Below are 21,210 nucleotides of genomic sequence, written 5' to 3' on the forward strand. Positions count from 1 at the left end.
CGTTGTCCAGCTAAACCGGTTCAGGTTGCGCGCCGATAGGCCTTGACATCCCATCTATCCACCGCTATCGCGTGCGCCGGTACCGTACTCAGTCTGAGCGAGCGGCGCCGCGCGCCGCGCCCGCGGAATTCCACGACCTCGCGACGCCGCACGGCGACGGAGACTGAGTACGGCCCGGCGGGTGCGGACGCCCGCCGGTTCGAACAGCTCCGGCGTCACCCGCGCACGGCCGACCGGCGAAGACGCGGGGCGCAAGTGACACCGGAACAGCCCGGGCCCGGTGTCAGCGCGAGTAGCGTGTGGCCATGAGTGCGCGCGAGTACGACGTCATCGTGATCGGAGCGGGGCCGGTGGGCGAGAACGTCGCCGATCGAGCGGTGCAATCGGGCCTGTCGGCCGTCATCGTCGAGGCCGAGCTGGTCGGCGGCGAATGCTCGTACTGGGCCTGCATGCCGTCCAAGGCCCTGCTGCGCAGCGGCGCCGCGCTCCGGGCCGCCCGCGCTGTGGACGGCGCGAAGCAGGCCGTCACGGGCGACCTCGACGTCGCCGCGGTGTTCGCACGCCGCAACCGGATCACGCACGACTGGACGGACGACGGCCAGGTCAAGTGGCTCCACGGCGCCGGTATCGACCTCGTCCGTGGCCACGGCGCGCTGACGGGCGAGAAGACCGTTCGCGTCACAGCGCCCGACGGCTCGACCACTGACCTCGTCGCGCGGCACGCCGTCGCGGTGGCCACCGGCACCGCGGCGCTCCTTCCCGACATCCCCGGCCTCCGCGACATCGCTCCGTGGACGAGCCGCGAGGCGACGGCCGCGCAATCCGCGCCCGCGTCGCTCGCGATCATCGGCGGCGGCGTCGTCGGCGTCGAGATGGCCACGGCCTACGCGAGCTTCGGTACGAAGGTCACGCTGCTCGTCCGCTCGGGTCTCCTCGCGAACGAGGAGCCGTTCGCCGGCGAGATGGTCGCCGATGCCCTCCGCGCCGACGGCGTCGACATCCGCACGGGCGTCGAGGTCGTCTCCGCCACCCGGGAGGGCACCGGCACCGCCGTGCTCGAGCTCTCGGATGGCTCGCACCTCGAGGCCGAGGAGGTGCTCGTGGCGATCGGGCGGACGCCGCGCACCACCGACCTGGGGCTGGAGACCGTCGGCCTCGAGCCCGGATCGTGGCTGCGGGTGGACGACACGATGCTCGTTTCCGGCACCGACTGGCTCTACGCCGTCGGCGACGTGAACCATCGCGTCCTCCTCACGCACCAGGGCAAGTATCAGGCGCGCGCCGCCGGCGACGTGATCGCGGCGCGGGCGAAGGGCGAGCCGGTGCAGGACGCCCCCTGGGGAGCCCATGTCGCCACCGCCGACCATGCCGCCGTGCCGCAGGTGACGTTCACCGACCCGGTCGTCGCCTCCGTGGGGCTGACCGCCGCCGCGGCCGAGAAGGCCGGGCTCCGCACCCGCGTGGTCGACTACGACCTGTCGTGGGTGGCCGGTGCGAGCGAATACTCGGACGACTACCGCGGTCAGGGTCGGGCCGTGATCGACGAGGACCGCGGCGTGATCGTCGGCGTCACGTTCGTGGGCCCGGATGTCGCGGAGCTGCTGCACTCCGCCACGATCGCCGTGGTCGCCGAGGTGCCGCTGTCGCGCCTGTGGCACGCCGTGCCGTCGTACCCGACGACGAGCGAGGTGTGGCTGCGCTTCCTCGAGGCGTACGGACGCGGGAGCGCGACGGCCTAGCCCCCGCGTCTGGTCTTTGCCGCGTCCCGGCGCGACCGAACTCCTCAGGGACGCGCGCGTTTCGCCCGACACGCCGTCGAAACCGGCGCGGCCGCGACGATTGTGAGGAGTTGCGCACTCCGCTCCGCGGCGGCGCGCTGAGCCCTACGCCTCGTCGCTGCGCTCCTCGCTCACGGACCGTTCCGTGCCCGGACGCTGAGCGAGCGCAGCGGAACGAAGCGCCGCCGCGTCAGTGGAAGAAGTGGCGCTCGCCGGTGAAGAACATCGTCACGTCGGCGGCCCGCGCAGCGTCGATGACCTCGCCGTCACGCACCGACCCGCCCGGCTGCACGATCGCGGACACGCCGGCGTCGATGAGCACCTGGGGGCCGTCGGCGAAGGGGAAGAACGCGTCGGATGCCGCGACAGAGCCGGCCGCGCGGTTTCCGGCCCGCTCCACCGCGAGGCGGCACGAGTCGACGCGATTGACCTGGCCCATGCCGATGCCGACGGTGGCCGACCCCTTCGCCAGGACGATGGCGTTCGACTTCACCGCGCGGCAGGCCTTCCACGCGAAGATGAGGTTCGTCATGTCGTCGTCGGCGGGGCGGCTGCCGGAGACGAGTTCCCAGTCCTTCGCGACCGATTCGATGTCATCCGGGAATCGGTCGGCGTCCTGCAGCAGCAGCCCGCCTGACACCAGCCGCACGTCCATCCGCTCCTGCTGCCAGTCGGCGGGCAGGCACAGCACGCGGAGGTTCTGCTTGAGCTTGAACACCTCGAGAGCCTCGGGCTCGAAGTCGGGCGCCACGATCACCTCGGTGAAGATGTCGCGCAGGTTCTCGGCCATCTTCAGCGTCACCGTGCGGTTCGCGGCGATCACTCCCCCGAACGCCGAGACCGGGTCGCACTCGTGCGCGCGCAGGTGGGCGCTGGCGATCTCGTCGAGGGCGTTGGGGGCTGCCACCGCGATGCCGCACGGGTTGGCGTGCTTGATGATCGCCACGGCCGGCTTGATCATGTCGAACGCCGCCCGCAGCGCCGCATCCGCGTCGACGTAGTTGTTGTACGACATCTCCTTGCCCTGGAGCTGGGTGGCCTGGGCGATGCCGTGGCCGCCCACGCGCGTGTAGATCGCCGCGCGCTGGTGCGAGTTCTCGCCGTAGCGCAGGGTGCTGAGGCGCTCGGCCTTGATCGTGAGGTGCGCGGGCAGGCCGTCTTCGACGAGGGTGCCCTCGGCGAACCACGTCGCGACGGCACTGTCATAGGCCGCGGTGTGCGAGAAGGCGCGCGCGGCGAGCTCCTTCCGCTGAGTGAGCGACGTGCCGCCCTGGGCGATGGCCTCGATGATCGCGGGGTAGGACTCGGGCGAGACGACGATGGCGACGTTGGCGTAGTTCTTCGCGGACGCCCGCACCATGGCCGGCCCGCCGATGTCGATCTGCTCGACGACGTCGTCACCGACGGCTCCGGATGCCACCGTCTCGACGAACGGGTACAGGTTCACCACGACGAGCTCGAACGCGCCGATGCCGAGGTCTTCCAGCTGCGACTCGTGGCTCTCCAGCCGCAGGTCGGCGAGGAGACCGGCGTGCACACCGGGGTGGAGGGTCTTCACCCGTCCGTCGAGCGACTCGGGAAAGCCGGTGACGGTCGAGACGTCGGTGACGGGGTGTCCGGCCTCGCGGATGGTGGCGGCGGTCGAGCCGGTCGACACGATCTCCACGTCCGCCGCGATCAGCGCCTCGGCCAGGCGCAGCAGGTCGGTCTTGTCGCTCACCGAGACGAGGGCGCGACGGACGGGCACGATGTCGCGGTCACGGTACAGGGACGGGTCGTGTCGAGGGCCGGCCATGGAGGCTCCTTGGATCAGCGGGTAGTGGCGTCGGGCGTGATGCGGGCGTCGTCGTCGGACGCGACGTCGCTCGTCTTGCGTGAATCGGCTGCTAAAGCGCGAGTTTTCGCCGCCGATTCACGCAAACGGGCGGATGATGCGGCGGCGAGGTCGAGGTCGCCGGTCGCGACCCGACGGACGACGTCGATGAGAAGGCGTCGCTCGACGGGCTTGATGCGCTCGTGGAGGGAGTGCTCGGTGTCGCCCGGGAGCACCGCGACCCGCTCCTGCGCGAGGATGGGGCCGGAGTCGACGCCGGTGTCGACGACGATGACGCTCGCGCCCGTCTCGCGCACGCCCGCGGCGAGCGCATCGCGCACGCCATGCGCGCCGGGGAACTCCGGCAGGAACGCGGGGTGGGTGTTGATGAGCCGCGGCGACCACTTCTCCACCACGGCGGCGGGGAGGAGCCGCATGAGACCGCTCAGCACGACCAGGTCGGGCGCCCAGACGTCGAGCTGCTCGTCCAGGGCCTCGCCCCACTCCTCGCGCGAGGGGAAGTGGCTCCACGGCACGAGGAATGTGGGGATCCCGAACGCCTCGGCGTGAGCGAACCCGTCGGCCTGCCGGTCGGCGCCGACGGCGATCACGCGCGCCGGGAAGTCCGGTGCGGCGGCGGCTTCGAGAAGAGCCCGGAGGTTCGATCCCGTGCCCGAGATGAGAACGGCGACCGTGAGCACCCGGTCAGTCTACCGACGGGGCGGCGCGCTCCTCGGCCTCGTCGTCCTCGCCGGGAGGCGGCTCCTCGACGGGCGGGTCGACGGCGAGAGCGCGCAGATCGAGCGGTTCGAGGGGCCCGGTCTCAGCATCGGGGTCGACCTCGGGCGCGGCGTCTTCCGGCGCCGCCGGCAGCTCGGCGTCGAGGTCGTCGTACGACGAGGGCGCGCCCACGCCGGCGGCGAAGGCGTGCACGGGGAGCGATGGCAGCGGGCTCGTGTCGAAGCTCGGCGCGCCGTCGATGCGCGACGGTGCATCGACGCTCAGCGCGGTTCGCGCACCATCCGCGTCGTCGGCGGCCGACGGCGCGCGCCGCCGGGGCGAGAGCAGCAGGATGGCGAGGCCTACGGCGATCTCCAACCCCACGGCGGCGGCGACGGGTCCCGGCTCGGGCCCCATCTCGGTCAGCCGGCCGGGTCCGAGCGATCCGCGCGCGCACACCGCCAGGAGCGCCGCGACGGCGGCCGTGAGCACGGTGGTGCCCGCGAGCACCGTCAGCCGCGGCCCGTAGGGTTCGACCCGCGGATGCTCCGCCGCCAGCCGGGAGCGCAGCATCCACCCGACTCCCGCGCCCACCGCGACGGGGACGAGCGCCAGCAGCAGCAGCCACGACGAGGACGATTCGGGCACGGCACCGAGCACGGGGATGCCCGGGAGCACGCCGAGCTGCGTCCCGGAGGGTGACACGGCGGTGCCGGTTCCGAGCGCGAAGCCCGGACCGGCGACGAACGACAGCGCCCACACGACGAGGGTCGGAAGGTACGCGAGCTGACCGAGCGCCAGAACGACCGCGCCGAGCGCGTCGACGTTGCCGGCCTCGAAGAGCGCGACGATCTGGCCGGCGCCGGCGAAGACGCCCACCGCGAGCACGATCGCGCCGACGGCGACGAGTCCGAGGACTGCCGACGCGGTGCCGCGTACGACGAGGCCGGGAACGGACGCCCAGGTGCCGAGCGCCTTCTCGACCCGCACGCGCACGACAGTCCGATCGGCGATCCAGGCGCCGGTGCCGGCGCCGAGCAGGCACGGCACCACGAACACGAGGGAGGGGAACAGGATCGCCTGCCACAGCTCGACCCGCGCGAGCGGCGCCGCACCCGTGAACGCCACCGCGGCCGAGATCGCGGCGAAGACGACCGAGGCCGACACGGCGCCCGTGGTCGCCTCCCCCGCCCGCGCGGCGCGCCCGCCGGAGCGGGCGGCGAACAGCGCCGTGAACGCTGCGAACCCCAGCGGCGCGAGCGAGAGCACGAACTCCGCGGCCGCCGGGTCGATGCCGGCAGCGGCGAGGTAGCCGTCGGGGAGGGCAACCGTCACCGGCACGAGGTGCCCGAACTGCCACAGCACGGCACTCGACGGCCACAGCGCCCCCCAGTCGGCGCCGCCCCCGATTCCGAACACCCACAGGAGGGTCAGAGGCGCGAGCGCCAGCGCGATGCCGCCCGCACCCGCCAGCACGGCGTCGAAGGCAGCCAGGAGGGCGACGAGGAGGCGGTTCATGCGCGATCGACCCTACCCGCGCGACCCCGCCCCTCCTGTGCGGCACTCCGCTCATGCCGAGGCGCACCGCACAACCGCGCGCATCGGCGCCGACACGCCGCCATCCGCACCCCCCAGCGGGGTGTCGCGCGCGATCTCCGCCGTTGTGCGGGACCGCGGATGCCGCGGCTCAGCGCGCGCTCCGCCACGCCCCCGAAAGCGGCGCCGTGCCGCCGAACAGCTGCGACACCGTGACAAGGCTGAACCCGCGGTCGTGCAGGCCGTCGATGACCGCGCCCACCGTGCGCGCGGTGACGGCGTGGATGTCGTGCTGGAGCACGATCGACCCGGCCCGGGCGCGGTCGACGGCCCGCGCGATCAGCTCGTCGTCGCCCGGGCCCAGGTAGTCGCTGGTGTCGACGTCCCACAGGATCGCGGGAAGCCCCGCCTCCGCCAGGACGGCGCCGCTGTACTCGCCGTACGGCGGGCGGAACATCGTCACCGGACGCCCAGTGGCCGCGGCGATCACGGCCGACGTGTCGCGGATCTGACGTCCGACCGCCTCCGGCGTCAGGAGCGGCAGGTGCGGGTGGTTCCACGTATGGTTCCCGACCTCATGGCCCTCGGCCACCATCCGCGCGAGCAGATCCTTCGCGCCGGCGGCTTTCTGACCCAGCACGAAGAACGTCGCCGAGGCGTGGCGCTGGGCGTAGGCATCGAGGATCCCCGCGGTGGACGACCCGGGGCCGTCGTCGTAGGTCACGGCGACGCACGGCACGAGTCGGCAGTCGGCGACCGGCACCCCGCCCTCGGGCGGCGTGAACGGCAGACCCTGCGCGACGGCGGCGACCACAGCCGACCCGAGCGGCGCCAGAAGGCCGGTCGACACCGCGGGCGGAACACCGACGACGCGTGCCTGCTCCTCGGCCTCGACGCCCAGTGCCGTGAGCTCCGGCGCCGTGAATCCCGGCGGGAGCGTCACGACGAGCGATCCGTCCGCGGCGGGCACGGCGGTGGTGAGGGCGGCCTGCAGCCCCGCGAGCGCTGCCTGATCCGGCGGCGCCACCGGCGCCAGGCTCAACGCCCCGGCGTCGCGCCGCACGGCGTCGACGAGAGCCTCCCACAGCGCCGCCGCCGCATCCGGGAGCCACAGTTCCGCAGCCGTCGCGACCTCCCCCGTCGCCAGGTCGGAGTACAGCACGACGGAGGCGTCAGCGCTGATCCCGCCCGCGTCGCCGGTGACCGTGCGGATCCGTTCGCCGAGCAACGAGCCGGCGGCGACGACGACGTCGCATACCACGGCCGTGCCGGCACCACCCGGCGCGCCGAGCGCGGGATCGGCGAGCAGTTCGGCGGCCGGCCGGAGCGTCGATCCCGCCGCGCACATGCGGTCGCCCATCCCTTCCCCGCGCGGGTGCGCCTCGGGTGCGAAGGCCACACCAGCGGCCTGGGCCCGGCCCGCGACGCCCTCCCGGACGATGGTGAGCACCCGCTCGTTCAGGGCGGCCCCGCCGGGGGCCAGCGCGACACGTGCCTGCACGCCGACGGCGTCGTTGCGCACCCGCATCCCGGAGAGGGCGGGGGGCGGATCCAGCGGCGCCGGCGCCGTGGTGACCCGGACGGAGGCGGGCGCCCAGTGGTCGGGTGTCCAGGTCGGGTCGGCGGCGACCGCGCAGCCGACCAGGACGATCGCGGCCGCGCAGACGGTGACGAGGCGGCCCGCGCGTCTCATCGCTCGACCCGCACCGTCTCGACCAGGGCGGCCAGCACGGCGCGGTACTCGGGCAGCGCTGCCTCCGATGTGCGCGCGAGAACGACGACGCTGGGCCCGGATGCCGAGCCCACCGCCGCCACGAGAGACCTGGCGTCGACGGCATCCGCGTGAACGATCTCGAGGCCGCTGGCCAGCCGCTCGGTCACGGCCGGCGCGAACGCCGTCGCCGCATCGAGCCCGGATGCGTCGTCCAAGGCCGTGTCCGGTGCACGGGGCTCAGGGCGAAGGTCACCGACAATCCGCCGTCGGGTGAGCGCACGACGAGCTCGTCGTCGTCGCCCCATCCGCGTTGACCCACCCACCCGGCGGGCACGGTCACCGCCGCCGACGCGCCGTCGGATGACAGGCGCTCCACGGTGTCCCGGGGAGCCACTCGCGCCTCGAGATTGGGGACCACACGGGGCGCGAGGTACAGCCCCAGGGCGACGAGGCCCGCCAGCACCGCCGCGCCGACGGCCACGACACCCAGCACGGTGCCGATGCTCGGGCGTCGTCGCGCGTGCACCATACCGGTTCCCCCCGGTTTCCCCTCCGGACGGCGCGAGTCTATGCGCGCGTCGGCGCAGGGGCGCGGCGGAACGCCGTGCGGTGCGTCAGTCGGCGACGGGCTCCAGGACGAACAGGGCGATGCGCCGCGTCGTCTTCTTCTGATACGCGGCGTAGTCGGGCCACGCCGCAAGGGCGCGCTGCCACCAGAGGTCGTACTCGACGCCGTCGGCTTCGTGCGCACGGTACTCGCGCTTGCGCTCGCCGTCCTGGAGTTCGACGAGCGGGTTCTTGCGCACGTTCCAGTACCAGGCGGGCGGAGTGGGCGAGCCGCCGCGGGAGGCGACGGCGAGGTACGAGCCGTCGTGCTCCACGCGCATGAGCGCGGTCTTGCGGAGCCCGCCGGTCTTCGCACCGACGCTGGTCAGCACGATGATCGGCTTGCCGCGCAGTTCATTGGCCTCGTGGCCCGACGTCGCTTCGAACGCCTCGGCCTGTGTGCGTGCCCATTCGCTCGTCCCGGGCAGATACTCTCCTGTGAGTGGCATGCGCCTACTTTAGAGCGCGCCCGTCTCCGTCCCGCCCCTTCCCCCGAGGTCTCATGAGCTCCAACGCGACCCGAACGTCCCCTGCCACGCCCGCCAACGGCATCGACCGCTTCTTCGAGATCAGCCGCCGCGGCTCGACGATCGGCGCCGAAGTGCGCGGAGGACTGGTCACCTTCGTGACGATGGCCTACATCGTCATCCTCAACCCGCTGATCCTGAGCACGCCGGATGTCGACGGCAACACCCTCGACGCTGCCGCGGTCGCCGCCTCGACGGCGCTGACCGCCGGGGTCATGACGATCCTCTTCGGCCTCGTCACGCGCTTGCCGTTCGCGTTCGCCGCGGGACTGGGCATCAACGCGTTCCTGGCGTTCTCGGTCGTGGGCGAGGTCACGTGGCCGGAGGCCATGGCGCTGGTGATCCTCAACGGCCTGATCATCGTGCTGCTGGCGGCCACGGGTCTGCGAAAGCTCATCTTCGACGCGGTTCCGGTGCAGCTGAAACTCGCCATCACGGTCGGGATCGGCCTGTTCATCGCCTTCATCGGATTCGTCAACGCCGGGTTCGTCACCGCCACCGGCAACGCGTCGCCCCCGCTCGACCTGGGGGTGGGCGGCTCGGTGGCCACGGTGCAGACTGTCATGTTCGTCGTCACGCTGTTCCTCTCCGGCATCCTCATCGCGCTGAAGGTGAAGGGCGGGCTTCTGCTCGGCCTCGTCGGCGGCACGGTCCTCGCGCACCTCGTGAATCTGATCTGGCCCTACGGTTTGAGCGTCGCCGGCTCCGGCGGCATCCTGGCCGTCCCCGACCTGAGCCTTCTCGGGCAGGTGAGCTTCGGATTCGACCTCGGCAAGGTCGGGTTCATCGCGCTGGTGATGATCGTCTTCACGCTCGTCTTCTCGAACTTCTTCGATGCCATGGGAACGATGACGGGACTGGCGAAGGAAGCCGACCTGGCCAACGCGAAAGGCGACTTCCCCCGCATCAAGTCGGCGCTCATCGTGGAGGGCCTCGGCGCCGTCGTCGGCGGCGCGACGTCGTCCTCGTCGTCGACGGTCTTCGTCGAGTCGGGCTCGGGCATCGGCGAGGGCGCCCGCACGGGACTGGCCAACGTCGTGACGGGGGTGATGTTCCTCCTGGCGATGTTCTTCACGCCGCTGACCTCGATCGTCCCGGGTGAGGTGGCCGCTGCCGCCCTCGTGCTCGTCGGCGCGATGATGCTCGCACAGATCAAGAACATCGACCTCACCGACTTCCGCGTGCTGCTGCCGGTGTTCCTGACGGCGACCGTGATGCCCCTGACCTACTCGATCGCCAACGGCATCGGCGCGGGCTTCATCAGCTGGGTCGTCGTCAGCGCGCTGTCGGGACGCGCCAAGCAGGTGCATCCGCTGCTGTGGGTCGTGGCCGCCGGATTCGTGATCTTCTTCGCCCGGGGCCCGATCCAGGCGCTCTTCGGCTGACGCACCCCTTCGCGCGCGTCTTGCGTGAATCGGCTGCTAAATCGCGCGTCTTAGCAGCCGATTCACGCAAGACGGGCGGCGCCCAGGAATGCGAAGGGGCCGGATGCTGCAGCATCCGGCCCCTCGTACGCCTCGCGTCAGAGGCTCTCGATGATCTCGCGCATCAGGGCGGCGGTCTCGGACGGCGTCTTGCCGACCTTCACGCCCGCGGCCTCGAGGGCCTCCTTCTTCGCCTGCGCGGTGCCGGCTGAGCCCGACACGATGGCGCCGGCGTGGCCCATGGTCTTGCCCTCGGGGGCGGTGAAGCCCGCGACGTAGCCGACGACCGGCTTGGTGACGTTCGCCTTGATGAAGTCGGCCGCGCGCTCCTCGGCGTCGCCGCCGATCTCGCCGATCATGACGATCGCCTTCGTCTCGGGGTCGGCCTCGAACGCCTCGAGCGCGTCGATGTGAGTGGTGCCGATGACCGGGTCGCCGCCGATGCCGATGGCGGTGGAGAAACCGAGGTCACGCAGCTCGAACATCATCTGGTACGTCAGGGTGCCCGACTTCGACACGAGGCCGATCGGGCCCTTGCCGGTGATGTTGGCCGGCGTGATGCCGACGAGCGACTCGCCCGGTGTGATGATTCCGGGGCAGTTCGGGCCGATGATGCGGGTCGTGCCCTTCGACTTCGCGTACGCCCATGCCTCGGCGGTGTCGCCGACCGGCACGCCCTCGGTGATCACGACGAGGAGCGGGATCTCGGCGTCGATAGCCTCGATCATGGCGTCCTTCGTGAAGGCCGGCGGCACGAACGCGATCGACACGTCGGCGCCGGTGGCCTCGATCGCCTCGGCGACGGAGGCGAAGACGGGCAGCTCGACGGGGTTGCCGTCCTTGTCGGTGTGCGACACGGTGGTGCCGGCCTTGCGGGCGTTGACGCCGCCGACGACCTGCGTGCCAGCCTTCAGCATCAGCGCGGTGTGCTTGGTGCCCTCGCCGCCGGTGATGCCCTGGACGATGACCTTGGAGTCCTTGTTGAGATAGATCGACATAGTCCTAGTTCCTTATCCGAAGCGCGCCGGTCAGGCGTTCGCCAGCTCGGCGGCCTTGTCGGCGCCCTCGTCCATGCTGGAGGCGAGCGTGACGAGCGGGTGGTTGGCGCCGGCGAGGATGGCTCGGCCTTCCTCGACCTGGTTGCCGTCGAGACGGACCACGAGCGGCTTCGTGGCCGCGTCGCCCAGGATCTCGAGGGCCTTGACGATGCCGTCGGCCACCGCGACGCACGAGGTGATGCCACCGAAGACGTTGACGAACACGCTCTTCACCTGCTGGTCGCCGAGGATGACGTCGAGCCCCGCCGCCATGACGGTGGCGGATGCTCCGCCGCCGATGTCGAGGAAGTTGGCCGGCTTCACGCCACCGTGCTTCTCACCGGCGTAGGCGACGACGTCCAGGGTCGACATGACCAGCCCCGCGCCGTTGCCGATGATGCCGACCTGACCGTCGAGCTTGACGTAGTTGAGGTCGTTCTCCTTGGCCTTGGCCTCGAGCGGGTCGGCCGCGGCCGCGTCTTCGAGGGCCTCGTGCTCCGGGTGACGGAAGGAGGCGTTCTCGTCGAGCGAGACCTTGCCGTCGAGGGCGATGATGTCGCCGTCCTCCGACTGGATGAGCGGGTTCACCTCGACGAGCGTGGCGTCCTCGCCCTTGTAGACGTCGAAGAGCTTGACGAAGACATCCGCGACCTTCGGGGCCAGTTCGTCGTCGAAGTTCGCCGCCTTCGCGATCTCGAGCGCCTTCTCGGGGGTGATGCCCTCGAGCGGGTCGACCTCGACGCGGGCGAGGGCCTCGGGACGCTCGACGGCGAGCTCCTCGATCTCCATGCCGCCTTCGACGGAGGCGAGCGAGAGGTACGAGCGGTTCGCGCGGTCCAGCAGCACGGAGAAGTAGAACTCCTTCGCGATGCGGGCCCCGGCGGCCACCATGACGCGCTGCACGACGTGCCCCTTGATGTCGAGGCCGAGGATCGCCTTCGCGGCCTCATACGCCTCATCCGCGTTCTTGGCGACCTTGACGCCGCCGGCCTTTCCGCGGCCGCCGGTCTTGACCTGGGCCTTCACCACGACGACGCCGCCGAGCTTCTCGGCCGCGGCCTTGGCTTCCTCGGGGGTGTCGGCGATGATGCCGGCGAGCACCGGCACCTCGTACTTCTCGAAAAGATCGCGTGCCTGATACTCGTACAGATCCACAGGGAATCCTCCGCTGGACGGGTCGGTGGGTGGGGCCGAATAAATCTTGATATCAAGAGATCCAGCCAATCCCCCACCCTACTACCCGCGGCTGGACGTTCCCGAACGGCGGCCGCGGCGCACGGGCTCAGATCCAGCCGCGCTCCCGTGCGAGGATCGCGGCCTGCTGACGCGTGGAGAGGTGGAGCTTGGCGAGGATGGACGAGACGTGATTGCGCACGGTCCCGGCCGACAGGTGCAGCGTCGCGGCGATCTGCGCGATGGGCTCGCCGCGCGCGCCGGCGCGCAAGACGTCGAGCTCGCGGTCGGTGAGCGGGCAGCGCTCGTCACTCAAAGCGTCGGCCGCGATCTCCGGGTCGACGTAGCGGCGGCCGGCGGCGACCTCGCGGATGACGGCCGCGAGGTCTTCCGCGCGGCGGGACTTGGGCACGAAGCCGTGGACGCCGGCGCTCAGCGCGCGCCGCAGCACACCGGGTCGCGCGTGACGGGTGACGACGATGCAGCGCGCGGGGACAAGGCGCAGGATGCGGGCGGCCGCGTCGACCCCGTCCAGGCCCGGCATCTCCAGGTCGAGCAGGCAGACATCGGGGCGCAGCCTGGTGGCCTCGGCGACGGCGCTCTCGCCGTCGCGGCACTCGGCGACCACGTCGAGATCGTCCTCGAGACGCAGGAGCGACGCGAGAGCGGAGCGGATCATGTCTTCGTCGTCGGCGATCAGCACGCGGATCATGAGCGCCTGTCTCCTTCGCGCACTGCGTCGACGGGAGACGCGGGCACCGAGACGACGACGACGAATCGCTCGACCGTGGGCTCCACCGCAACCTGCCCTCCCACCGCCTTGACCCTCTCCGCGATGCCCGTCAGGCCCGACCCGGCACCGACCGCGGACTCCCCCTGCGCGGGATCGTTGGCGATCTCCAGCATCCATCGGTCGCCCTGACGCCGCAGTGCCAGACGCGCCCACGCGCCGCCGCCGTGCTTGAGGACGTTGGTGGTGCTCTCGCGGATGATCGGTCCGAGAACCTCGGATGGCGCGTCGGCGGCGTCGCCCGCGACGTCGAGATCGACGCGCAGCCCGGCGGCGCGCAGCAGATCGGCGGCGTTGGCGAGCTCGTCGGGGAGGGGGACGCCGCGGAATCGTGCGGCGAGCTCGCGCGTGCCGCGACGGGCGTCGTCGACGCTGGCCCGGGCCGCGCGCACGTGCTCGCCCGCCGCGGCTGGGTCGCGGTCCATCGTCCGCTCGGCCAGCTCCAGCTGGAGCGCGATCACCTGCAGGTGGTGCCCTTGGAGGTCGTGAAGATCGCCGGCCAGCCGCAGGCGTTCCTGCGCGGCGGCCAGGCGGCCCTCGGCCACGCGCGCGCGGTCGAGCTCGCGCACGATGTCCCACCACCACAGCGACACCACGGTCAGCGGTGCGAGCGCGACGGCGAAGAACAGGAGGGGGATCCCCGACGCGAGGGGGCGATCGAGTCCGAAGACCTGAACCTCGATCACGGCGAGCGCGGTCAGCCCGAGCAGCAGCGCGACGGCCAGCCTGCCGCGCACCCCCGCCCGCCATCGCACCAGGCACAGCACGTACCCCGCGAGCGCTGCGCCGAAGAGCAGCGATTGCGCCGCGAGGCCCGTGAGCGCCGCCCCCAGCACGCCGATCACGACGATCCACGCCGTCCCGCGGGGCGCGTCGTCGTCGTCGCCGTAGCGGCGGTAGCGGATGAGGAGCACCACCGCGCTCGCGAGGGAGAGCGCCGACCCGGCCACGAAGGCGAGGGATCCCGCGACGGGCGGCAACCATCCGCCCCGAAGGATCGCGAAGCCACCCCACAGGAACAGCGTCGTGACGTGGAGGAAGACGACGGACGACGCCGTGTACCACCACGTCGCGCGCACGTCGCGAGCGTAGGAACCGCTCCGGGGAGACGGCGCGGGCGGAGGCGGGACGGACACACCGCCACAGTACGACCATGACTTTTGTCATGGTCGTACGCGCGGATCCTCCCGCCGACGAGTGACGCCGCGGCACTGCCGCCGACCGCGTCGCGCGGCTGGGATGGAACTCCCGCGGATCGTCCGCGGCATCCGCCCCTGGAGGAACCATGTCCAATCCCGTTTCCGATCTCGTGCTCGGGTTCCAGGACCTCGTCGCTCAGGTTCCCGTGTTCGTCCAGCCCGCGATCGTGGCACTCGCCGGGGCCGTCCCCTTCATCGAGGGTGAGGGAGCCGCGGCGATCGGCATCGTCGGGGGGATCAACCCGGTTCTCGCCGCCGTCGCGGCGATCATCGGCAACCTGGTGTGCGTCGCGATCGTCGTGCTCGTGAGCGCTCGGGTGCGCACCGCCGTCACCACGCGCGCCGGCTCCTCCCCCACGCCGGCGTCACCGCGCCGGGAGAAGTTCCAACGTGCATACGAGCGCTACGGCACGCCGGGTGTGAGCCTGCTCGGACCGCTCCTGCTTCCCACGCAGTTCACCGCTGCCGCACTGACAGCCACCGGTGTCTCGCCGGGCCGCGTCATCGCGTGGCAGGCGGCGGCCATCGTGCTGTGGACGACGGTCCTGACTCTGATCGTCACCGGGGTGCTCTTCGCCGTGCGCTGAGGTGCCGCGTCCTGATGCGGTCCCGATCGCGGTCCGCGTCAGGACAGGTGCGTGAGGTTGCGCGACGCCGGGCCCTCGATGCGCGTCCCGTTCGGCTCGAAACGGCTGGCGTGGAGCGGACAGTCCCACGTGCACTCCTCGTCGTTCCACGACAGCACGCCGCCCAGGTGCGGGCACACCGCGTCGATCGCGCGGGTGACCCCGTCGACCGTCGAGATGCCGACCGGGCGCCCGCCGCGCTGGGCGACCACGCCGGCACCCTCCGCCGGACGCGGCACGGGCACGGGCGTGCGCTCGGCTTCGACCCAGCCCTGCGCGGCGGCAGCGCCGACCTTGGCGTTCTCGGCCGCGCCGCGGGCGATGTCGGCCGGCACGGTCAAGCGCGTGCCGAGCATCGTCATCCACCGGGGCTTCTCGCGGTCGCCGCGGATCTCGGCGACGATGCGCTGCGCCGCAGCCGGTCCGTTCGTCAGCCCCCACTTGCCGTAGCCGGTCGCGAACCGGACGCGCCCGAGCGATCGCGGCATCGCCCCGACGAAGGGCACGAGATTGTGCGACTGATAATCCTGGGCGCTCCAGCGGTGCGTCTCCTCCGTGACGGGGAGGTATCGCCGCGCCCACGCGATGAGTTCCTCCACGCGCTCCCGCTCCGACGCGGCGCGACCGACAGGATGCCCCGACCCGCCGACGACGACACCCTCCCAGCCCTCCGGCCCGTCGCCGAGGCCGACCGGCCGGATCGAGCGCGACGGCGAGTCGGCTGACAGGTACATGCCCTCCGGCACCGAGCCGTCGGTACGGAACGCGACGCAGTACGACCTCTCTCCGTGCGTCTTCGCGAAGTAGGCGCCCCGGTCGAGAATCGGCGTGCCGGTACCCAGCACGATGCTGCCGCCGTACAGCCGTCCCTCGTCTGTCAGGACGTGCGGACGCCCCCGCACCTTCGCGCCGCGCACCGGCGTTCCGGTGTGGAGCACGGCGCCCGCGGCGACCGCAGCGCCTGCCAGCGCCGCCGCGAAGCGCGCCGGGTCGATCGCGATCTGGTCATCGAGCGCGATCGCCGAGGCCACCGGGAAGGGGATCGCCGCGAGCTCGGCGGCGGACGCGCGACGGACGCCCAGCCCCGCCTCCCGCGCAGCATCCTTCTCCGTCTCCACCGACGGCATGCCGGCGTCTTCCTGGGCGTACGTGAACGCCGTCCGTCTGCGATAGGGCACGGCGAGCGTCTCCGCGGTCGCGGCGAGCCAGTCCTGCCCCGATCTGTTCGATTCGACGTACGCCTTCACCAGAGCAGCCGGATGTCCGCGGCGAAGCGTCGAGAGCACCGTTCCCTGAAGCAGCGAGACCTTGCCGGTGTTGGCACCGGTGGCCAGCTGCGCCACCTCGCCGGCGTCGATGATCGCTACCGACATCCCCGACGTCGCGAGGGCGTACGCCGACGCCAGCCCCGTGATCCCGGCACCCACGACGACGACGTCGTACGAGGCATCGGGCTGAAACGGCACGCCCGCCACGGGCGCGAGATCCTGCTTCCAGAGGGGAGTCATGACCGAAGTCAAGCCCGCGCCGCCGTGCCGCACCCACCGCTTGACAGGGCCGCGCGCCCGAGGCAGGGCCGCCGCGCCGCGCGTGCGCAGGGGTACCCCACCGTCGTGTGCACAACTCCTCAAGAATCCGCGCCCTGCCCGCCGGCGGCCCCGGAATCCGCGGCGCCGGCCACGGGCCGAGCCCGATCTTGAGGAGTTGCGCACACGACGGCCGGAGCACCCCGCCGCGGCCGGGGCACGCCGCGCCCGGCCGCCACTCCCCCACCGGCAGCCGGCCGGCGCAGTATCCGGCTCGGGCGCCCGCGCCGCGCCTCCCCAACTCCTCAAGAACTCGGGCGGCAGCCGCCGGCGGCCCCGGGATCCCGCGGCGCCGGCCACGGGCCGAGCCCGATCTTGAGGAGTTGCGCACACGACGCCCGAAGCACCCGGCCGCAGAGCGACGGAGCCGGCGACGGTAAGCTTCCGCGCATGACCGATGCCGCTTCGCCGAGCACACCCGCCTCGGTCGTCGCAGCGGCCATCGAGCTGTTCGCCTCACAGGGGTTCGATGCGACCTCGGTGGAGCAGATCGCCCAGGCGGCGGGGGTGTCGCGCTCGACGTTCTTCCGCCAGTTCGGCGGGAAGGAAGACGTGGTCTTCGCCGACCACGAGGAGGTGCTCCGCTCGCTCGCGGCGTACCTCGATCGGCCGCATCCGAACCCCTGGGTCGCGGTGTGCGAGGCGTCGATGCGCGTCTACCGGCACTTCGCCGCCGACCCTGAGCTCGCCCGCCGTCGCTACGTGATCGTGCGTCAGGTGCCGGTGCTGCGCGAGCGCGAGATCCTCACGGTCTTCCGGTACGAGCGGGTCTTCGACGACTACCTCCGCCGCGCGCTCCCCGGCCTCGACCCGCTCGACGCCATCGGATTCGCCGCCCTCATCACGGCCGTGCACAACCACGTGCTGCGACGGCTCCTGCGTGGCGAGCGCGTTCCCCAGTCGGTGCTCCGCCGCGCGCTCGACGACGCCATGCGGCGGTTCGGTGTGCACCCCGACCCCGACTCGCCTGCCGAGGACGATGTGGCCGTGGCGATCTTTCCCCGCCGGATGCCGGCAGCCGAGGTCGCCCGCCGCCTCCGCGACACGCTCGGCTGACGCAGCACCGCGCGACCGTTGGGCTGCGCGATCACCTCCGGTGTTCTCCGGCGGGCGCAACCCCTCCCCCGCGGGTGGCGTTCGCGGGTTAGCGTCGGGGCATGGGACTGTTCCGACGTACGCCGACCCCGGTCAGGCTCGAGCCTTCGTCCGCCGTCGAGCTCGAATCGCACGAGCCGCCGCGGAGCCTCTGGGCCGACGGGTTCGGGCGCCTGTCCATCCGGGTGATCCAGGTCATCATCCTGGTGGCGCTGGCCACCGGGCTCATCTGGGGGCTGCGGCAGGTGACGGTCGTCGTCATCCCGCTGATCCTCGCCCTGATCTTCGCGTCGGCGTTCGCGCCGGTGATGTCGTTCCTGCGGCGGCGCGGCGTACCGGCGCTGGTCGCGACGCTCCTCACGCTGCTGGCCGTCGTGGCGATTCTCACCGGGTTGACGTGGCTCATCGTGTGGGCGGTGCGCGATCAGTGGAGCGACCTGTACGCCCAGGCGCAGGACGGCTTCCAGCAGCTGGTCGCCTGGATCAACACGCTGCCGTTCGCGCCGACATCCGCGCAGCTGGACGACTGGATGGCGTCGATCACCGACTTCCTCACGAGCGCGCAGTTCGGCACCGGCGCGCTTGCCGGTGTCGGCGCGGTGGCGAACTTCGTCACCGGGTTCGTGCTGCTCGTGGTGATCCTGTTCTTCTTCCTCAAGGACGGACCCCGCATGTGGGAGTTCGTCCTGCGGCCCTTCCGCGGCGGCAACTACGCGCGGGCGCGCCGCATCGGCGACAAGACCGTCTCGGTGCTCGGCTCGTACGTCCGCGGCACGGCGGCCGTCGCGTTCGTCGATGCCGTCGGCATCCTCATCGGCCTGCTGATCCTGCAGGTGCCTCTGGCCATCCCGCTCGCGGTGATCGTGTTCCTCTTCGCCTTCATCCCGATCGTCGGCGCTGTCGCCGCGGGTGTGCTGGCCGCGCTCGTCGCGCTCGTGGCGCAGGGTCCGTGGATCGCGCTCATCGTCGTCGGCATCGTGGTGCTCGTCAACCAGCTCGAGGGCAACTTCCTCCAGCCGGTGCTCATGGGCCGCTCGATGAAGCTGCACTCGTTCGTCATCCTGGTCGCGCTGGCCGGCGGCACCGCGATCGGCGGCATCCTCGGGACGCTCCTCGCCGTGCCCTTCACGGCGGTCGTCTGGGGCATCGTGCAGGTGTGGGACGGCGAGAACCTCCCTGCGCGCTGGGCCCGCCCCAAGAACCGCGAGCGGCGCAAGGCCGCCCCGGTCACCGTCGAGTGAAACGCACGGGAGCGGGCGGACGCGGTCGGCCGGTTTCCCGCGTCGGATGCAGCGGGCAGGATGAGAGCCATGCCGTATGAGATCCCCGCTCCCATGCTCGCGAAGTCCGTACCCGAGGTGCCCGACCCGGAGCGGATCGCGGGCGGGCTGAGCTACGAGCCGAAGTGGGACGGATTCCGCGCTCTGGTGTCGTGGGACGGCACGGATGTCGAGATCGGCAGCCGCGGCGCCAAGCCGCTGACCCGGTACTTCCCCGAGCTCGTCGAGGCGTTCGCGCGGCTGTTGCCCGAGCCGTGTCTCCTCGACGGCGAGGTCGTCGTCGCCACGGGGGAGCCGGGGGCGCAGCGGCTCGATTGGGAGGCGCTGTCGCAGCGCATCCACCCGGCCGCGTCGCGGGTCGCGTTGCTGTCGGAGCAGACCCCCGCGCAGTTCATCGCTTTCGACCTGCTCGCGCGAGGCGATCGCGACCTGCAGACCGAGCCCTTCGCCGAGCGACGCGCTCAGCTGGTGGAGCTGCTCGCCGACGTGCCGCATCCGGTGCACGTGACGCGCACGTCGGATGACCCGGACGTCGCGCGCCGCTGGCTCGCGGAGTTCGAGGGCGCCGGCCTCGACGGCGTCGTCGCGAAGCCCCTCGCCCAGCCGTATGCGCCGAACAAGCGCACGATGTTCAAGATCAAGCACGCTCGTACCGCCGACGTCGTGGCGCTCGGCTACCGCATCCACAAGTCGGGCCGGGGCGTCGGGTCGCTGCTCGTCGGGCTTTACGACGCATCCGGGCGCCTCCACGGCGTCGGGGGCGTCGCCGCGTGGAGCGATCAGCGCCGGCTCGAGCTGATCGACGAACTCGCACCGCTCGTCGAGCGAAACGAAGAGGGCGAAGCTGTCACGGGCGAGACCGACCGGTCGCGCTTCTCGGCCTCGAAGGACGTGTCGTTCGTGCGGCTGCGGCCCGAGCGCGTGCTCGAGGTGCGGTACGACCAGCTGGAGGGGATGCGCTTCCGCCACACCGTGCAGTTCGAGCGGTGGCGCCCCGACCGCGATGCCCGCTCGTGCACCTTCGACCAGCTCGAGGCCGTGACAGCCTACGACCTGGCCGCCGTGCTCGACTGACACCCTCCCCCTGCGCCGAACCCACCCGTTTCGCCCCAACCCACACATGTTGCTGCGCAGATCGCGCAGGTTGGGGGAAAGAGAGTGGGTTGGCGCCGCGTCAGGCGTCGGGCTTCGGCCAGTTGTCCGGATTGAGGCGGCTGGGCTGCACGCGCGGGGGCTCCCCGGGCATCTTCGGAAAGTCGGGCGGGAAGTTCAGCTCCCCGAGCCCGTCGGCGAGGTCCCGCTCCCACCAGCCCAGCAGCGTGTCGATGCGCCCGGGGTTGTCCTGCATCCCGGCCCAGGGGTCCCCGACGGATGCCAGCCGCTCGGGGATGCTACGAACCGTGAAAGTCGTGGGATCGACGCCGTCGAGCTCATCCCACGTCACCGGCGTCGACACCGTCGCGGCGGGAAGCGCCCGAGGCGAGTACGCCCCCGCCATCGTGCGGTCGCGGTTGGCCTGGTTGAAGTCGACGAAGATGCGCTCGCCGCGCTCCTCCTTCCACCACGCCGTCGTCACGCGGTCGGGCATGCGCCGCTCGAGTTCCCGTGCCGCGGCGATCACCGCGTGCCGCACGTCGAGGAACTCGTGCGTCGGCTCGATCGGACAGAAGACGTGCAGCCCGCGATTGCCGCTCGTCTTGATCCACGGCTCCAGGTCGGCCTCGCGCAGCACCTCGCGCAATCCGTGCGCGGCGGCCACCGCATCCGCGAATCCGGTGCCCGGTTGCGGGTCCAGGTCGATGCGCAATTCGACAGGGTGATCGGGGTTCGATGCGAGCGAGGCCCACGGGTGGAACACGATCGTGTTCATCTGCGCTGCCCACACCGCCGAGGCGATCTCGGTGAGCACGAGCTGCGGATGCCGGCGACCGCTGTTGTACGTGACCGTCACGGCCTCCACGTAGTCGGGGGCGCCCTTCGGCGGATTCTTCGAGAAGAAGCTTTCGCCGCCGACCGCATCCGGAAACCGCTCCAGCGACACCGGTCGGTCGCCGTTGGCCGCGAGGAACGGCTCGGCGACGGCGATGAAGTACTCGGCGAGCTCGCGCTTGGTGATGCCGGCCTCGGGCCAGATCACTCGGTCGGGGTTCGAGATGCCGATCTCCCGATCGCCGTGCGGACCCGGGACGGTGAGCGTGATGCGCGGTGACGCCATCCTCCGACGCTATCGGCGCCCGCCGACGCCGTCACCCCCGTTGCCACCTGCGCAACTCCTCAAGATCGAGCGGTCGGCGGGGATGCGGCGG

At 71.7% G+C, this 21,210-nt stretch carries 18 protein-coding genes and 1 pseudogene; 6 read left to right on the top strand and 13 right to left on the bottom strand.

Annotated elements, in window-relative coordinates; genetic code table 11:
• Nucleotides 1-305: 305 nt before the first annotated feature.
• Complete coding sequence (locus ACTU3I_RS12475) at nt 306-1,739, top strand: dihydrolipoyl dehydrogenase family protein (protein ID WP_442926015.1); 1,434 nt, start codon at nt 306-308, stop codon at nt 1,737-1,739.
• Between the two features lie 229 nt (nt 1,740-1,968).
• On the opposite strand, the gene purH is transcribed toward ACTU3I_RS12475, so the two are convergent.
• The 7 genes and pseudogenes from purH to ACTU3I_RS12510 form a co-directional block, all read right to left on the bottom strand.
• Nucleotides 1,969-3,573, bottom strand: coding sequence for a bifunctional phosphoribosylaminoimidazolecarboxamide formyltransferase/IMP cyclohydrolase (gene purH / locus ACTU3I_RS12480; protein ID WP_442926016.1), 1,605 nt, complete (start codon nt 3,571-3,573; stop codon nt 1,969-1,971).
• Nucleotides 3,574-3,704: 131 nt separating this feature from the next.
• A pseudogene (gene purN, locus ACTU3I_RS12485) lies at nt 3,705-4,292 on the bottom strand (phosphoribosylglycinamide formyltransferase); the annotation flags it as partial.
• Between the two features lie 4 nt (nt 4,293-4,296).
• Nucleotides 4,297-5,829, bottom strand: a complete 1,533-nt coding sequence (locus tag ACTU3I_RS12490; RefSeq protein WP_442926017.1) for a cell division protein PerM — start codon at nt 5,827-5,829, stop codon at nt 4,297-4,299.
• 169 nt (nt 5,830-5,998) lie between these two features.
• Complete coding sequence (locus ACTU3I_RS12495; protein WP_442926018.1) at nt 5,999-7,540, bottom strand: polysaccharide deacetylase family protein; 1,542 nt, start codon at nt 7,538-7,540, stop codon at nt 5,999-6,001.
• Nucleotides 7,537-7,728, bottom strand: a complete 192-nt coding sequence (locus ACTU3I_RS12500; RefSeq protein WP_442926019.1) for a hypothetical protein — start codon at nt 7,726-7,728, stop codon at nt 7,537-7,539. The genes ACTU3I_RS12495 and ACTU3I_RS12500 overlap by 4 nt, the downstream gene beginning before the upstream one ends.
• Nucleotides 7,725-8,090: a hypothetical protein gene (locus ACTU3I_RS12505; protein WP_442926020.1), complete on the bottom strand. Its 366-nt coding sequence runs from the start codon at nt 8,088-8,090 to the stop codon at nt 7,725-7,727. Before ACTU3I_RS12505 ends, ACTU3I_RS12500 begins: the two co-directional genes overlap by 4 nt.
• Before the next feature lie 85 nt (nt 8,091-8,175).
• Nucleotides 8,176-8,616 carry a nitroreductase family deazaflavin-dependent oxidoreductase gene (locus ACTU3I_RS12510; protein WP_442926021.1) on the bottom strand — a complete coding sequence of 147 codons (441 nt, stop codon included), beginning with the start codon at nt 8,614-8,616 and terminating at the stop codon, nt 8,176-8,178.
• A 53-nt stretch (nt 8,617-8,669) separates the two neighbouring features.
• Here ACTU3I_RS12510 and ACTU3I_RS12515 point away from each other — a divergent pair, with 53 nt between their 5' ends.
• A complete protein-coding gene (locus tag ACTU3I_RS12515; protein WP_442926022.1) occupies nt 8,670-10,079 on the top strand; it encodes an NCS2 family permease in 1,410 nt (469 codons plus the stop codon).
• A gap of 137 nt (nt 10,080-10,216) precedes the next feature.
• Here ACTU3I_RS12515 and sucD read toward each other — a convergent pair whose 3' ends face one another.
• The 4 genes from sucD to ACTU3I_RS12535 all read right to left on the bottom strand — a co-directional run bounded on the left by sucD (nt 10,217) and on the right by ACTU3I_RS12535 (nt 14,197).
• The gene (gene sucD / locus ACTU3I_RS12520) at nt 10,217-11,116 is read right to left on the bottom strand and encodes a succinate--CoA ligase subunit alpha (protein ID WP_442926023.1); all 900 of its coding nucleotides are present in this window, start codon (nt 11,114-11,116) and stop codon (nt 10,217-10,219) included.
• Between the two features lie 30 nt (nt 11,117-11,146).
• Nucleotides 11,147-12,310, bottom strand: coding sequence for an ADP-forming succinate--CoA ligase subunit beta (gene sucC, locus ACTU3I_RS12525; protein ID WP_442926024.1), 1,164 nt, complete (start codon nt 12,308-12,310; stop codon nt 11,147-11,149).
• A gap of 127 nt (nt 12,311-12,437) precedes the next feature.
• The gene (locus tag ACTU3I_RS12530) at nt 12,438-13,040 is read right to left on the bottom strand and encodes a response regulator transcription factor (protein ID WP_442926025.1); all 603 of its coding nucleotides are present in this window, start codon (nt 13,038-13,040) and stop codon (nt 12,438-12,440) included.
• Nucleotides 13,037-14,197, bottom strand: coding sequence for a sensor histidine kinase (locus ACTU3I_RS12535; RefSeq protein ID WP_442926026.1), 1,161 nt, complete (start codon nt 14,195-14,197; stop codon nt 13,037-13,039). Before ACTU3I_RS12535 ends, ACTU3I_RS12530 begins: the two co-directional genes overlap by 4 nt.
• Before the next feature lie 206 nt (nt 14,198-14,403).
• Here ACTU3I_RS12535 and ACTU3I_RS12540 point away from each other — a divergent pair, with 206 nt between their 5' ends.
• Nucleotides 14,404-14,904, top strand: coding sequence for a small multidrug efflux protein (locus tag ACTU3I_RS12540; RefSeq protein ID WP_442926027.1), 501 nt, complete (start codon nt 14,404-14,406; stop codon nt 14,902-14,904).
• Between the two features lie 38 nt (nt 14,905-14,942).
• On the opposite strand, the gene ACTU3I_RS12545 is transcribed toward ACTU3I_RS12540, so the two are convergent.
• Entirely contained in the window at nt 14,943-16,451 is a 1,509-nt protein-coding gene (locus ACTU3I_RS12545) for an FAD-dependent oxidoreductase (protein ID WP_442926028.1), read from the bottom strand.
• Nucleotides 16,452-16,919: 468 nt separating this feature from the next.
• On the opposite strand from ACTU3I_RS12545, the gene ACTU3I_RS12550 reads away from it, so the two are divergent.
• The 3 genes from ACTU3I_RS12550 (at nt 16,920) to ACTU3I_RS12560 (ending at nt 19,978) form a co-directional block, all read left to right on the top strand.
• The gene (locus ACTU3I_RS12550; protein WP_442926029.1) at nt 16,920-17,585 is read left to right on the top strand and encodes a TetR family transcriptional regulator; all 666 of its coding nucleotides are present in this window, start codon (nt 16,920-16,922) and stop codon (nt 17,583-17,585) included.
• A gap of 101 nt (nt 17,586-17,686) precedes the next feature.
• The gene (locus ACTU3I_RS12555; RefSeq protein WP_442926030.1) at nt 17,687-18,865 is read left to right on the top strand and encodes an AI-2E family transporter; all 1,179 of its coding nucleotides are present in this window, start codon (nt 17,687-17,689) and stop codon (nt 18,863-18,865) included.
• 69 nt (nt 18,866-18,934) lie between these two features.
• A complete protein-coding gene (locus ACTU3I_RS12560) occupies nt 18,935-19,978 on the top strand; it encodes an ATP-dependent DNA ligase (RefSeq protein ID WP_442926031.1) in 1,044 nt (347 codons plus the stop codon).
• 100 nt (nt 19,979-20,078) lie between these two features.
• Here ACTU3I_RS12560 and ligD read toward each other — a convergent pair whose 3' ends face one another.
• Nucleotides 20,079-21,119: a non-homologous end-joining DNA ligase gene (ligD, locus tag ACTU3I_RS12565; RefSeq protein WP_442926032.1), complete on the bottom strand. Its 1,041-nt coding sequence runs from the start codon at nt 21,117-21,119 to the stop codon at nt 20,079-20,081.
• Between the last annotated feature and the right edge of the window lie 91 nt (nt 21,120-21,210).

Source organism: Microbacterium sp. RD1 (assembly GCF_052220165.1).
Lineage (GTDB): Bacteria > Actinomycetota > Actinomycetes > Actinomycetales > Microbacteriaceae > Microbacterium.

What these genes read in the sequence shown, in the direction of transcription:
- ACTU3I_RS12495 (WP_442926018.1), bottom strand. Translation starts at nt 7,540, where the DNA reads ATGAGACGCGCGGGCCGCCTCGTCACCGTCTGCGCGGCCGCGATCGTC.
- ligD (WP_442926032.1), bottom strand. Translation starts at nt 21,119, where the DNA reads ATGGCGTCACCGCGCATCACGCTCACCGTCCCGGGTCCGCACGGCGAT.
- ACTU3I_RS12510 (WP_442926021.1), bottom strand. Translation starts at nt 8,616, where the DNA reads ATGCCACTCACAGGAGAGTATCTGCCCGGGACGAGCGAATGGGCACGC.
- ACTU3I_RS12490 (WP_442926017.1), bottom strand. Translation starts at nt 5,829, where the DNA reads ATGAACCGCCTCCTCGTCGCCCTCCTGGCTGCCTTCGACGCCGTGCTG.
- purH (WP_442926016.1), bottom strand. Translation starts at nt 3,573, where the DNA reads ATGGCCGGCCCTCGACACGACCCGTCCCTGTACCGTGACCGCGACATC.
- ACTU3I_RS12545 (WP_442926028.1), bottom strand. Translation starts at nt 16,451, where the DNA reads ATGACTCCCCTCTGGAAGCAGGATCTCGCGCCCGTGGCGGGCGTGCCG.
- ACTU3I_RS12540 (WP_442926027.1), top strand. Translation starts at nt 14,404, where the DNA reads ATGTCCAATCCCGTTTCCGATCTCGTGCTCGGGTTCCAGGACCTCGTC.
- ACTU3I_RS12505 (WP_442926020.1), bottom strand. Translation starts at nt 8,090, where the DNA reads ATGGTGCACGCGCGACGACGCCCGAGCATCGGCACCGTGCTGGGTGTC.
- ACTU3I_RS12530 (WP_442926025.1), bottom strand. Translation starts at nt 13,040, where the DNA reads ATGATCCGCGTGCTGATCGCCGACGACGAAGACATGATCCGCTCCGCT.
- ACTU3I_RS12515 (WP_442926022.1), top strand. Translation starts at nt 8,670, where the DNA reads ATGAGCTCCAACGCGACCCGAACGTCCCCTGCCACGCCCGCCAACGGC.
- sucD (WP_442926023.1), bottom strand. Translation starts at nt 11,116, where the DNA reads ATGTCGATCTATCTCAACAAGGACTCCAAGGTCATCGTCCAGGGCATC.
- ACTU3I_RS12560 (WP_442926031.1), top strand. Translation starts at nt 18,935, where the DNA reads ATGCCGTATGAGATCCCCGCTCCCATGCTCGCGAAGTCCGTACCCGAG.
- ACTU3I_RS12550 (WP_442926029.1), top strand. Translation starts at nt 16,920, where the DNA reads ATGACCGATGCCGCTTCGCCGAGCACACCCGCCTCGGTCGTCGCAGCG.
- ACTU3I_RS12555 (WP_442926030.1), top strand. Translation starts at nt 17,687, where the DNA reads ATGGGACTGTTCCGACGTACGCCGACCCCGGTCAGGCTCGAGCCTTCG.
- ACTU3I_RS12475 (WP_442926015.1), top strand. Translation starts at nt 306, where the DNA reads ATGAGTGCGCGCGAGTACGACGTCATCGTGATCGGAGCGGGGCCGGTG.